General features: G+C 67.9%; 13 protein-coding genes and 2 pseudogenes. 2 read left to right on the top strand and 13 right to left on the bottom strand.

All coding sequences use genetic code 11. The features are described from left to right. Nucleotides 1–4: 4 nt before the first annotated feature. The 3 genes from E3T23_RS00960 to dprA form a co-directional block, all read right to left on the bottom strand. Nucleotides 5–904: a phosphodiesterase gene (locus E3T23_RS00960; RefSeq protein ID WP_134368555.1), complete on the bottom strand. Its 900-nt coding sequence runs from the start codon at nt 902–904 to the stop codon at nt 5–7. A gap of 156 nt (nt 905–1,060) precedes the next feature. Further along, the gene (locus tag E3T23_RS00955) at nt 1,061–2,479 is read right to left on the bottom strand and encodes a DUF222 domain-containing protein (RefSeq protein ID WP_134368554.1); all 1,419 of its coding nucleotides are present in this window, start codon (nt 2,477–2,479) and stop codon (nt 1,061–1,063) included. A 134-nt stretch (nt 2,480–2,613) separates the two neighbouring features. Further along, nucleotides 2,614–3,873 carry a DNA-processing protein DprA gene (gene dprA, locus E3T23_RS00950; protein WP_134368553.1) on the bottom strand — a complete coding sequence of 420 codons (1,260 nt, stop codon included), beginning with the start codon at nt 3,871–3,873 and terminating at the stop codon, nt 2,614–2,616. A 176-nt stretch (nt 3,874–4,049) separates the two neighbouring features. Between dprA and E3T23_RS00945 the strand changes: the two genes are divergently transcribed. Then, nucleotides 4,050–4,544 carry a hypothetical protein gene (locus E3T23_RS00945; protein ID WP_134368552.1) on the top strand — a complete coding sequence of 165 codons (495 nt, stop codon included), beginning with the start codon at nt 4,050–4,052 and terminating at the stop codon, nt 4,542–4,544. A 191-nt stretch (nt 4,545–4,735) separates the two neighbouring features. Continuing rightward, the gene (locus tag E3T23_RS00940) at nt 4,736–5,140 is read left to right on the top strand and encodes a hypothetical protein (RefSeq protein WP_134368551.1); all 405 of its coding nucleotides are present in this window, start codon (nt 4,736–4,738) and stop codon (nt 5,138–5,140) included. Nucleotides 5,141–5,202: 62 nt separating this feature from the next. Here E3T23_RS00940 and E3T23_RS15060 read toward each other — a convergent pair whose 3' ends face one another. From E3T23_RS15060 to E3T23_RS00905, 10 genes and pseudogenes are all read right to left on the bottom strand, one after another. Beyond that, nucleotides 5,203–5,376, bottom strand: a complete 174-nt coding sequence (locus tag E3T23_RS15060; RefSeq protein ID WP_166806149.1) for a hypothetical protein — start codon at nt 5,374–5,376, stop codon at nt 5,203–5,205. Nucleotides 5,377–5,401: 25 nt separating this feature from the next. Next, nucleotides 5,402–5,953: a hypothetical protein gene (locus tag E3T23_RS00935; protein WP_134368550.1), complete on the bottom strand. Its 552-nt coding sequence runs from the start codon at nt 5,951–5,953 to the stop codon at nt 5,402–5,404. Nucleotides 5,954–6,209: 256 nt separating this feature from the next. Next, entirely contained in the window at nt 6,210–6,560 is a 351-nt protein-coding gene (locus tag E3T23_RS15055) for a hypothetical protein (protein ID WP_166806148.1), read from the bottom strand. Next, nucleotides 6,560–7,180 (bottom strand): hypothetical protein, encoded by a 621-nt coding sequence (locus E3T23_RS00930; protein ID WP_134368549.1) that lies wholly within the window; start codon nt 7,178–7,180, stop codon nt 6,560–6,562. The genes E3T23_RS15055 and E3T23_RS00930 overlap by 1 nt, the downstream gene beginning before the upstream one ends. 94 nt (nt 7,181–7,274) lie before the next feature. After that, nucleotides 7,275–8,849, bottom strand: a complete 1,575-nt coding sequence (locus E3T23_RS00925) for an AAA family ATPase (protein WP_134368548.1) — start codon at nt 8,847–8,849, stop codon at nt 7,275–7,277. Further along, on the bottom strand, nt 8,846–9,223 hold the full coding sequence (locus E3T23_RS00920; RefSeq protein ID WP_134368547.1) for a hypothetical protein: 378 nt from the start codon (nt 9,221–9,223) through the stop codon (nt 8,846–8,848). Before E3T23_RS00920 ends, E3T23_RS00925 begins: the two co-directional genes overlap by 4 nt. Next, nucleotides 9,220–9,432, bottom strand: coding sequence for a hypothetical protein (locus tag E3T23_RS00915; protein WP_134368546.1), 213 nt, complete (start codon nt 9,430–9,432; stop codon nt 9,220–9,222). The genes E3T23_RS00920 and E3T23_RS00915 overlap by 4 nt, the downstream gene beginning before the upstream one ends. A 980-nt stretch (nt 9,433–10,412) precedes the next feature. Further along, a pseudogene (locus tag E3T23_RS15755) lies at nt 10,413–11,339 on the bottom strand (recombinase family protein); the annotation flags it as partial. A gap of 156 nt (nt 11,340–11,495) precedes the next feature. Further along, nucleotides 11,496–13,412 (bottom strand): annotated as a pseudogene (locus tag E3T23_RS15530) (YifB family Mg chelatase-like AAA ATPase); the annotation flags it as partial. Then, nucleotides 13,412–13,768: a YraN family protein gene (locus E3T23_RS00905; RefSeq protein ID WP_134368544.1), complete on the bottom strand. Its 357-nt coding sequence runs from the start codon at nt 13,766–13,768 to the stop codon at nt 13,412–13,414. The gene E3T23_RS00905 and the pseudogene E3T23_RS15530, both read right to left, overlap by 1 nt. Nucleotides 13,769–13,832 lie beyond the last annotated feature (64 nt).

Raw genomic sequence — 13,832 nt, 5'->3', positions numbered from 1 at the left:
TCGGTCAGTCCTGCCGCGAGAAGGCTTCGGTGCGCTCGTCGGGCGTGAGCGCCTCCATCCGTTCGAGGAAGGACGCGTCGAAGCCGGTCGCCGCCGGAAACTCCCCGAGAGCCACGTGCGAGTGCACGATCTGGTCGTCGTACACGTGCACGAGGTTGATCGACTGCCCACCCTGCAGGCCGCTGAGGGAACCGCGCGGAGCGGTCGGATCGATCGTGTAGCAGGTGGCCGCGGCGACCGACACGGGGATTCCCGCGAAGAGTCCAGTCGTCGCGTAGTGCAGGTGCCCGCCCAGGATGGCCCGGATGTCGCTGTCGGCAACCACCTCGGCCAGCCGGGCCTGCCCGCGTAGCTCGAGGATGGCCATCAGCGGCAGCATCGTGGGGACGGGCGGGTGGTGCATGGCCAGCAGGGAGCCGTGCGGAGCCGGCTCCCTGAGCACGTCGGACAGCCACGCCAGCTGCGCGTCGGACAGGTCACCGTGGTGGTACCCCGGAACGCTCGTGTCCAGTGCGATGATGCGCACTCCCCCGATATCGAAGACCCGGTCCACCGGCGCCGTCGATTCCGCTTCCCGGAGCAGTTCGGTACGAAAGGCCTCGCGCTTGTCGTGGTTGCCCATCACCCAGATGACGGGGGCACCCATCCGTTCGGCCGCGGCCTCGACGATGTCGCGCACCCGGCGGTACGCATCGACCTCTCCGCGGTCGGCGATGTCACCGGTGAACAGCAGCGCGTCGGGCCGGAGACCGGACCGCTCCAGCTGAGCCATCGCCTGGTACACCGTGGTGTCGGTGTCGACCGTGTCGTAGAGCGTCTGACCCCCGCCGAGGAAATGGGTGTCACTGATATGTGCGATCAGGTGGGTGGCAGGCGGGTGCTGGCCCAGTTGCACGGCTGACATGGCTCACCTTTCGTCGTTCCCGCCCAGACTACGGCCTGCCGCCGACGTCAGGCGGTGCCAGGTCGCGAGTCGAGATCCAGGGGCCACGACCAAAAAACCGGAAGTCAGCAAGACAACAGGACAGCCAGCCCTGCAGGTTGAAGATCGGCCTCCGGATCACGGGTTTCCGCGCTTGCTCGGCAGCGCAATCAGGGTTCGTTCCGGGTCGACTTCTTCTGGCGGCCTGAGCCAGTATTCCGTTCCGATGCGGATGATCGTCCAATGCTGGTTATGCAGGAGCAGATGATGCGGGTGGCAGAGCAGCACCCCGTCGGCAAGGTCGGTATACCCATTGTCGGTCGACCACTCGTTGATGTGGTGCGCTTCGGTCCAGGCGGGTGACCTGTCGCAGTCCACCCACCGGCATCCACCATCGCGCACCCCCATCGCGGCACGCTGCACCTCGGTAAAAAGGCGCTGGTCGCGTCCGACGTTGATGATCTGCCCGTCGGCGTCGAACTGGATGCCGCGGGTTCCGGTGTCGCACAGGATCCGGTCGATCGTTTCGTGCGAGATCGGGACCGAGTTGCCCTCTATCTGGCCTGCCTGCGCCGGTCTACCCGACTTGAGGGCCTTCTCGGTGACGATAACCCGAACCGAGGGGCGGCGGCCGCCGAATACGCGGCCCGGGTCGGCCTCCCCGGCGATCTTGAGCAGCTGCACGAGGGAGTCCGCTGCGATCTGCTCCGTCGTTCGGGGATCCTCCTGCATCTTCTGGGCCCAGGCGGCCAGCTCCTTGTCAACGAATCGCACCCCGCCGCGGCGCGGGCCGGTGATGGAGTCGAAGGTGGAGAGCACGAACTCGCCGTCCTCCGGGGTGAACAGCCCGTTGAGTCGCACGTTGCCGTTACCCAGTCGGTAGACCTTCAAGTACCGGTCGTCGTGGGCCTGCTTCTCGCGGGCGGCGATGCCGGCCTCGTCGAGGTGGTCACGCATCCGCCGAGCGCGTTTGAAGACCTCGTCCGCGTTCAGCGACGACGACTCGGCCTGTAGCGCCTCGAGTGCCACCCCGAGCTTCTCTGCGGTGACTGCGGCATCGATCTGGCCGAGTCCCGCGCGCATCGACTCGGCAGCATCGACGGAGAGAGTGCCGGCGGTGACGGCCCGGGCGATCGGAGCCTGCCAGGGCACCTTCGCCTCGAACTCAGCGATGTCGGCGGCATCCGCTGTGGGGGACCCCACGGCGGCTTCGACGAGCTTGTCTGCCGCTTCAGTATCAGCCATCATCGTGCCGACCGCGACCAGCTTGTAGGCGTCACCCTTGGACGATCCCGTCCACTTCTGGATCAGGGCCTCGGGGGAAAGAAAGCCCTGCTGCGCGGCCAGTCCGGAATGGCCGAGCTCGGGGCGGGAGCGACGGGCGATCGTTGCCGCCATCCACGCCGAACGGGTGTCGAGCAGGCGGCGGGCGGCCGCGATCTGCTTCTGACCGGCCAGCACCTCGGCGTCGGCGAGGGCTTCGTAGTCCGCGCAGGAGGCACCCAGACGGGCGACGGCCTCCGTTGCCTGCCTCAGGTCATCTGCGAGGGTGATCATGTTTCGAGGATACCTCATGTCGTACATAGGATCTAGAGTCGGACGCATTTATCCGGAATTTTGGATCAATTACTCGTAATTTTGTACTGAACACCGGGCCCTCGTACTGGGCTGGACCACCGTGAGAGGAACACCTAGCGGCCGCGCACCCAGCCGGTCTCCTTCTCGCGCACCACCCCCTCGAGGTCGAGAGCTCCGAGGGCCCCCTGCACGGCGGACGTCGACAGGCCCGCCCGGCGGGCGATGTCGGGCACGGTGCGGGCCGCCCGCGTGCTCAGGGCATCGAACACGCGCACCTGCTCACTCGTGCGGCCGCCGAACCCGGCCGTGTCGCCGTCGACGGGCGGCAGGTCGAGGGTGAGGTTCAGCATCCGTTCGCCTACGAGCTCGGCCATCTCCGCGGCCGTGGTGACGCACACGGCGTCATACTCGCGGATCAGCCGGTGGCAGCCGGCCGAGGTCGGGCTGGTCACCGGACCCGGCACGGCCCCGAGCGGGCGGCCGAGGGCGGCGGCGTGGCCGGCGGTGTTGAGCGAACCCGAACGCCAGCCGGCCTCGAGCACGACTGTGGCCGCGCTGGCGGCGGCGATCAATCGGTTGCGCTGCAGGAACCGCCATTTGGTGGGCGCGGCCCCGCAGGGCAGCTCGGAGACGATGGCCCCCACCGTCGCGATGCGGCTCAGCAGGGTGTCGTGGCCGCTCGGGTAGTAGCGGTCCACTCCCCCGGCGAGGAAAGCGACGGTCAGCCCCGAGCTGGCCAGTGCCGCCCGGTGAGCCATGCCGTCGATTCCGTAGGCCGCCCCGGACACGATCAGGAAGCCACGGTCGACGAGCCCGGCAGAGGCCTCCATCGCCACATGCTCGCCGTAGCCGGTGGCTGCACGGGCACCCACCAGGGCGATCGAATTGGAGAGCGCGGTCAGAGCCGTCGGGACGCCCCGCCACCACAGCGCGATCGGCGCGTGGATCGCCAGGTCGTCGACGCCCGTCGGCCAGGACGGGTCGGTGGGCACGAGAAGCCCGGCGGACACGCGAGTCGCCTGTTGCAGGGAGCGGATCACCTCGGCCGAGGACAACCGCGGCCGCCACCGTTGCAGGCCCTGCTCGAGCTGCGCCGGCAGGTCGTCGGTCAGCGGCCACCCCGCGGCGGCCAGAGCGGCCGCGAGCCGCGCACCGGTCCAGAGGTCGAGCACGGCGGTGAGGGCCGGCCCTGCACCCAGCCCCTGCACGAGCAGTCCGGCGGCTCCGTCGCCCGGCTCCGCGATGCCGGTCCACGCGGCGCGCGCGAACACGTCGGCGGCGGCCGCGGCATCCATGACGGCCGGCCCGGCGGATGCTCGCACGCCCCCGGCCAGCGAGATCACCGTGGATTCCTCCAGCCCGAACAGCATCATGACGTCATTCCCTTCCGCAGGTACAGGGCCTGCCCTACCTGTTCGATGCCCGGCCGCGCGACACCCTCGAGGTCGGCGATCGACCACGCCACAAGCTGCGCGCACTTAGGGCGTAACTAAAATCGATGTCGGAGGCGGTCGGTAGAGTACGCATGACACCAATTGAGGGGAACACAATGGACGTTTCAGATACAGCGATCAAGCCCGAGGGCGAAGCGGAGTTGGACGGGGAAGTCAGGAGCTCGAAGGACTATTTTCTCCAAGTGCTCCTCGATGTGAGCCTCGGCCGGAGTGACGACTACACGGAAGGCCGCATCGGCATAACCGTCAACCTGAAGGGTCTCATCGTCTCTGGAACGGCTGTCTCCCGCCGAGTGTGGTCCGAGAGGCTCACCAATTTGATCCGGGGAGCGGGCGAAGCTGACCCCACTAACGCCGACGCCGCCGCCGAGACCCTGAATAGTGTTTTCACAGCCGCTTTCGATGACGCCGACGCGGACAACCGCGCTCGGGAAGAGGCCGGTCTCTTCGCTCAACCGCGCGGATTCCTGCACCTCATAGACGTTCGTGTTTCCAACCCGGAAGGTCCCTGCAACTTTCCGATTTGGCGCGCGCCCATGGACGATATCTCAGGCTGGACACTCGGAACCCATAATCCGGCGGACAGCTAGACCCTCCGGAGGCCACACTCCGGACATTCCCAGACGACGACGCGGAGCGTGTCGGAAGGCTCGAATCGGATTAGGCACGCGGGACAGTTGGGCGTGTCAAGGTCGTCGGCTTCCATGCGGACCATTCTTGGAGGTCCGGGGCGTTTCAGTTGAAGTTATCCACAGATCGCGCCCGTTGGGAGGGTAGAGAAATGACACCTCAACCTTGGATAGCGGCCCTGACCGTTCTCGGCTTCATCCTCACGGCTGGGGGCCTAATCGCCGCATATTTGAGCGCGAAGCGTCAGCCGGGTCTCGAAGAGAAGCGAATCGAGAAGTCGCAAGAGCTCTCAAAGGCGTATATGGCGGAGATTGCAGAGCTCACGAGACAACAGAGCGACGGTGCAGTCGGCTACATGATCAATGTGAGGTACCACGCGCTGTACGCCGAGAATCAACTCATTAGGCCGACCATCGAGAGCATTGAGTATCTGGCTGCCGAGGACTCGAAACGCCTCATAGAAATGATCCTCGTTTCAACGCGGGGGAATCTGATCTGGGCGGGAGTGGGCCTAATGCTCTCCAGCGCGGCGAGTCTCTGGTCGGTCTTCATTTAGGGCACGACAAAGCCCCCGCCGGATTGCTCCGAGCGGGGGCTCTGTTTATTGGTGAGTTGCGTCTATTCGTCGGCGTACTCGATGCGATCCCAGCCGTTGGCCGACGCCTGGATCGATTCGGCCTGGATCTCGCTTACGGTTTTGGGCCGCGTTGGCATTGGCGGCTCGTAGGTCGAGCCGCCGGCCATTGCTTTGATCTGGGCGGCCTGTGCCTCGCTGGGTGTGGCGTTCGTCATAGTTGCGCTCCTCTTTCGTGGTTGGTTAGTAGTCGTCGTCATCGTCGGGGCCGTCCGCGTACGCATGCAAAACGGTCAACCTTGGCCGCCGTCGGCGTCTCGGTCTGATTGCGGGGCTCGGGGTGGCCTCGCCGCCCTGGTCAGGGACGAAGCGTGCACGCTCCGCGTCTCGCGCCGTCTCCTCGTCGGTCAAGGCCGGCGGCGTGGCCTCAACCTCGAAGACGAGAAGTGAGCCGTGGGCGGCATCTCGACGTTCGTCCGCTTCCGCTTCCTCCAGCCTCGCCATGAGCTTGACCCCGTGCGCGAAGCGGGCCTCCGAGAGCTCCCGGTCCCGAGGCGTGCGCGCCGCCTCGACGGCGAGCTCGTCGCGGTAGCGTTCGTCGCGGGTCATGCGCCTACGGCGCCGGTCGACGACAAGGCCGGTCACGCACTCGCGGAGGTCGTACGCTTCCCACTTGGTCAGCGTTCCCGCGGCCTTCTTCGCCTTGAGCTTGGAAAAAACGATCTTGTCGGCTTCTTTGATGAACGGCGCGGCCGGGTGCTCGCTCCAGTCGATCCAATTGTCGGGAGCAGTCACGAGAGCCGGTGGACGCGGGACCGGACGGTCAGGGAGTTTGAGCGCCATTAGCGGGGCCTCTCTTCGCTGGGTGTGTCGAGGGCTCGGGAGTACGCCCCGAGCTCGATGGTGAAGTCGTCGAGGAGCGCGAGGATCTCCCGCGCCCTCCCTGGGAGGCGGCCCGGCTGATTCGTCTCCCTGAATTGGCGGAGAGCTTCGCGGAGGGCCGCGGCGTGGCGCGCCGTCGACCTTCGGGCCATGCGTTCGCGTCGCTCGCTCATTGGTCGGCCCGTTTCAGGGACAGCCCGAGGAGCATTGCGCGCTGAGATTCGGCGCGAAGGATGATTCCGTAGAGGGTCGACCGCTCCGACTGTGTCGAGGCCCCTCGAAGGTCGCGGTTCGCGTGGACCAGCACGTTATCGAGGCGTAGCTCCGATTGCGTCCGGATGGTTGCCGCGTCCTCGCCTACCAAGGAGGCGAATACCCTCCCGGCCTCGGCGTGGGCCTTCTCCGGCGAGATCCCGACCTCGGCGGCGATCTCCTCGAACGTCCGACCTGAGACGCGCAGATCGGCGATCCGACGCTGTCGCGGCGTGATCTCCTCCGCGTCGGGCTTCTTCTTCGCCATTAGCCGAGCTCGCTCTCACGGATGCCGAGCGCGCGGACGGCGTCGCCCGCGCCTTCGATAGCGGCCGAGAGCGGGATCGAGCCCGCGTGAGCCCGGATCGCGTGACGGTAGGCGTCCCCGAACTCGAACATTTCGAGGAGCCCGGCGGACTCGCTGAGCTCCGCCTCGGCGTCGGTGAGCATCCGGCGGGCCGCAACGAGCTTCAGCCGGGCGTTCTGCGCCTTCGGCTTCGCCGCCGCCTTCAGCGCCTCCTCATTGGTGAGCACGAGCGCATGGAACGTGTTCACGGCGTCCACCTGTCGAACCTTGGCGCCCTCGATGCGGGCGTCGAGGAGCTCGACGGCATGCTCGGCGGCGTGGACTGCCGTGATCGACTCCGAGAGCGTGCTCGGCTTACCAAGCGCGTCGCGCTTGCCCTGGTCGTCGCGGGCCGCCTTCGCCTGGACGACGGCGTCGAAGGTCGGCTTCGTCTCGCGCTGGAGGCTCTGAAGGTGGTCTACGGCCTCCTCAAGAGCGACGATCCCGGCCTCGACAACCTTCACGCCGCACTCACGGGGGAAGTTGATGACGTAGCCGACTCGGCCTTCGTTGGAACGGTTGGAGAATTTGAGCAATGACATGAAATGCCTTTCGATTGGTTAGCTAGTTGGTGTTTCGATTGCTGGCCTTACGCCGCGCCGGATCACGCGGGTCGAGAGCTTGCTCGTTTTCAGGTCATGGGATCGCCCTCCCGTCGATGTCCGCGAGGCCGAGGTCGGTCGCGCTCGGGATATAGACGCGCTTGTAGCGGTCGCAGCCGTTCGCGTTCTTTCCGTCCGCGGCGATCCTGGCGCTCTTGATAAGCGAGTTGATCGCGTTGGTAACGGTTGCGTAACTTTCGTCATTCGACGTCCTCCGCGCTTCGAGGATTTCCGCGCGGGTGACGCCCTCGGCGGCCGTGTGCGCCGGGATCACATGAGAGAAGATCTCTTCCGCCCGGCGTTCCGTCGCAGTCGGCGGCTTACCAGTCCCGAAGAGCGCCTCCGTGCCGCGGGCCATGAGCGAAGCGACGACGCTCGTCGTTGCCTCGTGAGCGACCCCGCGACGGCTGACCGACGCGGGGATCTCGACGATCCGCTTCCGGATGATCCGCCGTGAGTCGGAACTTCCGTCCTTCATTTTTTCCAGCGTCAAGGCGACGAGGTCGCCGTCCTTCTGGGTCGCGAGGACGGCGTCAAGGTTGGCCTTCCACGCTCCGGAGCCTCGGCCGTCGACGCCGCCGCCCTTGCCGGGGTGGTGAACGATCAGCGCGGAGGCACTCTCGCGGCCGGAGACGATCAGCCGGGCCGCTCGGAGCGCGTCGGCTACCGGCCCCGCGGCATTTTCGTCCATGCCCTGGGTGAGCGCGGAGAGTGTGTCGAGAATCACGAGATCCGCCTCGACGGAGTCGACGAAGCGGCGGAGCCCGGCGACGTCGTCCGCCGAAAGGAGGTTGATCGGGCTCGGGTAGACGATGAAATTCTGATCGAGGAGGGCGATCTCGGCCGCGTCGAGGCCACGGTCGACGATGAACGCGCGGCGACGCATCCGGAGCCCGCGCGATCCCTCCGCAGCAACGAAGACGACGCGACGCGGCCCGGCCGTCTGGATCTCTTTGAGGAATCGTGCGCCGATCGCGAGCGAGCATCCGGCGTCAATGGCGAGCGCGGACTTGAGAGAACCTGTCTCGCCCACCAATCCAATGACGGACGCCTCCGGAAAGTAGCCGTCGATCAGATAGGCCGCGTCGGCTATGTCTTCGAGGTCGGCGCCGTAGAGCGCGGCGGAGGCGTTGAATCCGACGCCCGGATTCGCGGCCGACTTCCGGAAGGCGTCGCGGTCGGCGCGGGCCTTCTCGACGAGGAGTTTTTCGCCATTCTCCGGGTCCGCGACGAAGCGGGCGAGGTCGGCGGGCGTCATGTTCGGGAAGGCCGCCTGGAGCCGGGCCGCGAGGTCGTCGACGATCGCGGGCTCGGCGGCCTTCGTGACCGCCTCGGCGACGTCCCGCGACCATGCCGGGAGGTACGCGAGCACGTCACCGTAATCGCTGTCACCGAAGCGCTTGTCGAGCGCCTTTCGGGCGGCCCTTTCTGCGACCTTCGCGCGGCGCTTCGGAGTGAGCTCCGGGTTAGCCTCCGCCGTCTCCCAGAGCGCGGCAGAGACGATGCCCTCGGCCTCGTTGGCGAGCGCGTCCTCGGGAGACGTACCGCCGACGAGGCCGTCGCCGATCTCTCCGAAGTAGTCCTCGACGACCGGGGGCGCGGGGGTCATTTCTCCATCTCCAAGCGTGCCCGGTCGGCGCGCAGGTAGGCGGCGGCCTGCCTACGGCGCTGATCGTGAGTGAGGTCGGGCCAAGCTGCGTCGACGGCGGGATAGTACGGGCGAAGTATTTCGTCGTTGGGAAGGTGTCGCGAGGCGTACGTTTTGCGCTTCGGCGGCTCCTCGATGCCCGCGGCGGCTCGGAGGGCGGCCTCCGTCGCCCGCTTGAGCGCCCGCTTCTTGACACCGGCCGCGGCGGCCTTCTTAGCGCGCTCGGTCCTCCACTCGGGCGACTTTGACGCGGCGAGAGCGAGCGCCCCGGCGACCCCGATCTCGGAGCGGCGGACGGCGTGGGCGATTTCCGCTGGCGTCGGCTGGGTGGTCACCGTGTCGCCCCGGTGAACGCGGCACGGATGATCGCGGCCTGAGAGTCGGTGAGTGGGGCCGCGCTGGCGACCGAGGCGGAGGCCGCTCGGTCGAAGCCCATCGAGAGAAGGCGATCGAACTCGGCGCGATCGTCGACGGCGATATCGAAGTCGAAGTCGTCGTCGTCGACCTCGGGGGCCGAGGAGAGGGTAAGGGTTTGGGTAGACAAGGGAGCGCCTCAAGGAGATTGAGTTGCTCTGTCTGGCCAGAGTCGGGCTGTGGCGAGATTCGCCTTAGTCAGTCACCGATGCCTTGCCCCTTGCGCCGGGGCCGCAAATGCTTATCCCGAGGGGTGGCGGCACTCGATCCCGGCGAGCTATTTCACAAGCCGGGGAGGAACCGCAACAAGACCAGTGTCGCACACAAAGCGGAGGCAAGCCACCGTTGAGCTTGTTCGACTGTGCACATTAGGTCACGATCGCATTACGTCGACCTAATCGGAGGCTTGCCTTGGCTTCGGCCTGGATGGGTTCGGCGCGGTCGTCGCCGGGGCCGTCGAGAGCCGCTCGCTCGGTGCTGGAGGCGGTCGAAATGGTCCGTCCTGATGTCAAGAAACGGGTTTGACATTGGGGGGTATGTCAAAGGCCATTCTTGACATCAGAACGGGGTTTATCAAACGATGTCAAAGAGGGGCCTTTGACATTTGACAACCCTGTAAACACAAGGGATCTAAGGGGTTTGGAGGGTGTCAATGTCAAAGGCCAATTTGACACCCGGCAACCAATGTCAAGACGTTCTCTATCCCTTTAGGGATAGAGGGCTTGATGTGCCCCGATCTGACATCAGAGAAACGGGGGACGACGGGGAGAGATTGGGAGGCCAATCGAGTGGCCCTCGACGGGGCCGTCGCCGGTCGGCGAAATGCAAGCGGCGGGCGTCGCGGGAATCAGGCGGCAGGCGCGCCCGCTCGAAGAGCTCCTAGGAAGGTCGCGAGAGCGCCCCGGATTGGTCAGCACGAGTCCCACGAGGCCGCCCTCGCCTGGAGCCTCGACACCCGCCCACGGCCTCGCGGACGCCTGCGCGCTCGACGTCCGCGAGGCGGCGGCCTGTAGCCGGAGGAGTGGCACTAGCCGGGGAGGGACGCCTCCGCTTGGCGCCCGAGTTACGCCCCGCGGGTCAACCGTTGCCGATTGGTGCGCGGGGCATAAGTCAGCGTGGGGTCAGGGCCACGCTCCGGCGGGTGTGGTCGCGGCGTCCCTCGTCGTCGGCGGGCGGCCGGGTGCCGCGCCCTGGAGTGGCGAACTCGACCCGATAGAGAGACGCGACGACGGCGCGCTGCACGTCGACGGAGAGGGACGCCCACGCCTCCCGGATATTGGCGGCGTGGATCAGCGGCCCGAGGGTGTCGACCTTCCCGGCATCGGTGAGCCGGGCCGTGAGCTCGGCGGCCTGACCCCGGAGGCGTGCCACCGAAGACCGCGCCTGATCCTTCGTGAGCGTCCCGTCGGCGACGAGGTCGGCCACGTTGCCGAGCCGAGCTTGTAGGGCCGTGAGCTCGGCGCTGAGGGCCGCACGATCGGGAGCCTCGTGGTTGGCGAGGAGCTCGACGGCATCCGATCGGGAGAGCCGGGCCATGACGGTATGAGCGACGAGCTCGTCGGCGACTTCGGCCTTCCGCGCGAGGTGGTAGCTCGCCGAGCACCGGTAGACCGCGACCTTGTCGCGCGTCGCCCCGGCCTTCATGGGAGCGCCGCACACTCCTCCACTCTCGACAACGACGGCGCACGTCGCGAGGCCGGAGAGGAGCCAGCGCCGGGGCGCTCCGCTGGTCTTGCGCCGGGAAGGGTCGCGGAGGATCTCGCTCGCCGCCGTCCACGTCTCGACGCCGACGAGAGGCTCCCAGCCGCCCGGCGTGAGCTTGTCGAGGTCATAGCGGTTCGCCCGGTGCCCGGTGGTCGCCTTCTCGCGCGGAGGGGCCACGAGAGCGGCGTATCGAGGATTGGTCAGCACTCCGCGCACGGTGTTCTGTCCCCACGGCTCCCCCGTCGTCGTCGTGAGTCCGGAAGCGGTCCACGCGCGCGCCACGGTCCCGAGCGAAGCGCCCGCGAGGAGCAGATCGAACCCTCGACGGATCGCGGCGGCCTCCTCGACCTTCGGTTCGTGCCCGTAGGCGGGGTATTCCTTACCCCCGGCGCCGAGCCTCGTCGCCTGGACGTTCTTCGCGCCTGCCTCGAGGGCCGAGTAGCCGAACGCTCGCCGGCCGGTCGGAGGGAGGCCGAGCTCGCGAGACTGCGCGTTGCTCTCCTTCTGGCGGCGACCCTTCCGCTCGACCTCCATACGCGCGACGCTCGACGTTACCCGGAGCATGAGCCGCCCCGTCTCGGTCGATAGGTCGATCGGCTCGGTCCCCTCGCTGGTCATCAGGTTCACGCCGTATCGCTCGTTGAGGTCGATCCAATCCTCGATCTCGCGGGGCCGACGCGTGAGCCGGTCGAGGTTCCACGCGATCACGACGTCGAACTTCCGAGCCTTCACGTCGGCCACGAGCCGTTGGTAAGCGGGGCGGACCTTCTCGGACGAGGCCGAGATGTTGTTGTCGACGTAGATCGCGGCGTTGTCGACCGTCCACCCCTTCCCGGTCGCGCGTGCGAGGCAGTTCTCGCGCTGTCGATCGATCGCGAGCTCGTCGCCTTCGACGGCCTTGGACTGGCGGAGGTAAATCGCTATACGGGGCATATCTGAAGTATGTCCTAAACGTGCGCAGGCCACCCGCAACACACGGTCGTAGCCGCGCATGGTGATGCCGCCGCGCTCGAGCGCCCGGTCGAGGACGGCCGTGGCCGCGCCACCGAGCCGGGCCTCGGGGCCGCGCAACCAGGGTCCGGGCACGTCGGAGTTGAGCGCCCAGGGCGTTCCGGAGAGGCGCTGGGCCGCGGCCGCGCGGGCCTCGACCACCCGCCCGCGGGCGACGGAGCTCGCCAGGCGTGGCGTCTCGGTGGCCAGGCGCAGTTGGGCGGCGGTGATGCGCTGCACCTTCAGCTGGATGTCGATGCGGTCGAGCAGCGGGCCCGAGATGCGGGCCAGGTACCGTCTCCGCGAACTCGGCGGGCAGCTGCAGTCCAGGTCGGGGGCCCCGTACTGCCCGCAGGGACACGGGTTGGCCGCCATCACGAGCTGGAATCGGGCCGGAAAGTGGGCGACCGCGTTGGCGCGATGGATGCTGATCACCCCGGATTCCAGCGGCTGCCGGAGCGCGTCGAGCACCGCCGAGGCGAATTCGGGAGCCTCATCGAGGAAGAGCACCCCGTGCGAGGCGCGCGCCGCGGCACCCGGCCGGATCTGCCCGCTGCCGCCGCCGACCATGGCCGCCGCCGTCACCGTGTGGTGCGGCGCCTCGAGCGGTGGCCGGGTGATCAGCGCGCGTCCGACGGCGCGGCCGCTGAGCGATCGCATGGAACTGACCTCGAGGGAGGCCTCGGGGTCGAGGTCGGGCAGCAGCCCCGGCAGCCGGGCCGCCAGCATGGTCTTGCCGGCGCCGGGCGGCCCCACCATGAACACGTGGTGCCCGCCGGCCGCCGCGATTTGCAACGCCAGGATCGCGTCGTCATTGCCGATGATGTCGACCAGGTCGGGTTCGGCCGCCTCCGCCGCGGCGTCGCCGGGGATCCGGATGGGGTCGACCGGGATCGGTTCCAGTTCGGCGCCGTGCCAGATGGCGGCGTCCCGGAGGGAGGCGACGCCGATCACCCGCATGCCCGGCACGAGGGAGGCCTCATCCACGTTTCCGGCCGGAACCATGACCGTGCCGTGGCCGAGCCGGGAGGCCGCGATCACCGCCGGCAGCATGCCCGGGGTCGGCCGCAGCCGCCCGTCGAGGGCCAGCTCGCCGATGTGCACCACCCGGCCCACCGAGGCGGGAGAGACCATCTGGTCGGCCCCGAGGCAGGCCAGCGCGATGGCCAGGTCGAAGCCCGACCCGTGCTTCGGCAGCGACGCCGGGGACAGGTTGATGGTGAGCTTGTTGCGGGTGAGCGGGCAGCCGGAGTTCTTCGCCGCCGCGCGCACCCGCTCGGTGGCTTCCGACAGGGCCGCATCGGGCAACCCGATCAGGATGATGCCCGGCAACTGCCCGGAGATGTCGGCCTCCACCTCGACCAGCGCCCCGGTCAGCCCGACCAGGGCCACCGCATGCGTGCGGGCGAGCCCCATCAGAACACCCCCGTCAGGTGCTCGATCACGGGCTCGGTGCCGGGTCGGATGATCACCGCGATCGCGTCGACGCGGATGCGCGCGGGCCGGGCATCCGCCTGCTCGCACCAGGCGGCCGCGAGGCGACGCAGCCGGGCGAGCTTGGCGACCGTGATCGCTTCGAACGGATGCCCGAACCGGGTGCCCGAGCGCGTCTTCACCTCGACGAAGACGACCTCTCCCCCGATCTCGGCGACCAGGTCGATCTCACCCTGCCCGCAACGCCAGTTGCGATCCACCACCCGGTAGCCGGCGGCGGCGAGGAAGACCGCGGCGCACTCCTCGCCCCGCCTGCCCAGTTCGTCTTTGCGTGCCACAAGCACCTCCGCCCCCAGCGTGGCGGGCGGGCAGGCCCGGCGCTCGCTGGGCAGGGAAGCTGTG

The organism is Cryobacterium cheniae (genome assembly GCF_004403395.1).
Classification (GTDB): Bacteria; Actinomycetota; Actinomycetes; order Actinomycetales; family Microbacteriaceae; genus Cryobacterium; species Cryobacterium cheniae.
The sequence above is the reverse complement of the archived record's forward strand: the minus strand, read 5'-3'. Positions and strand labels throughout refer to the sequence as shown.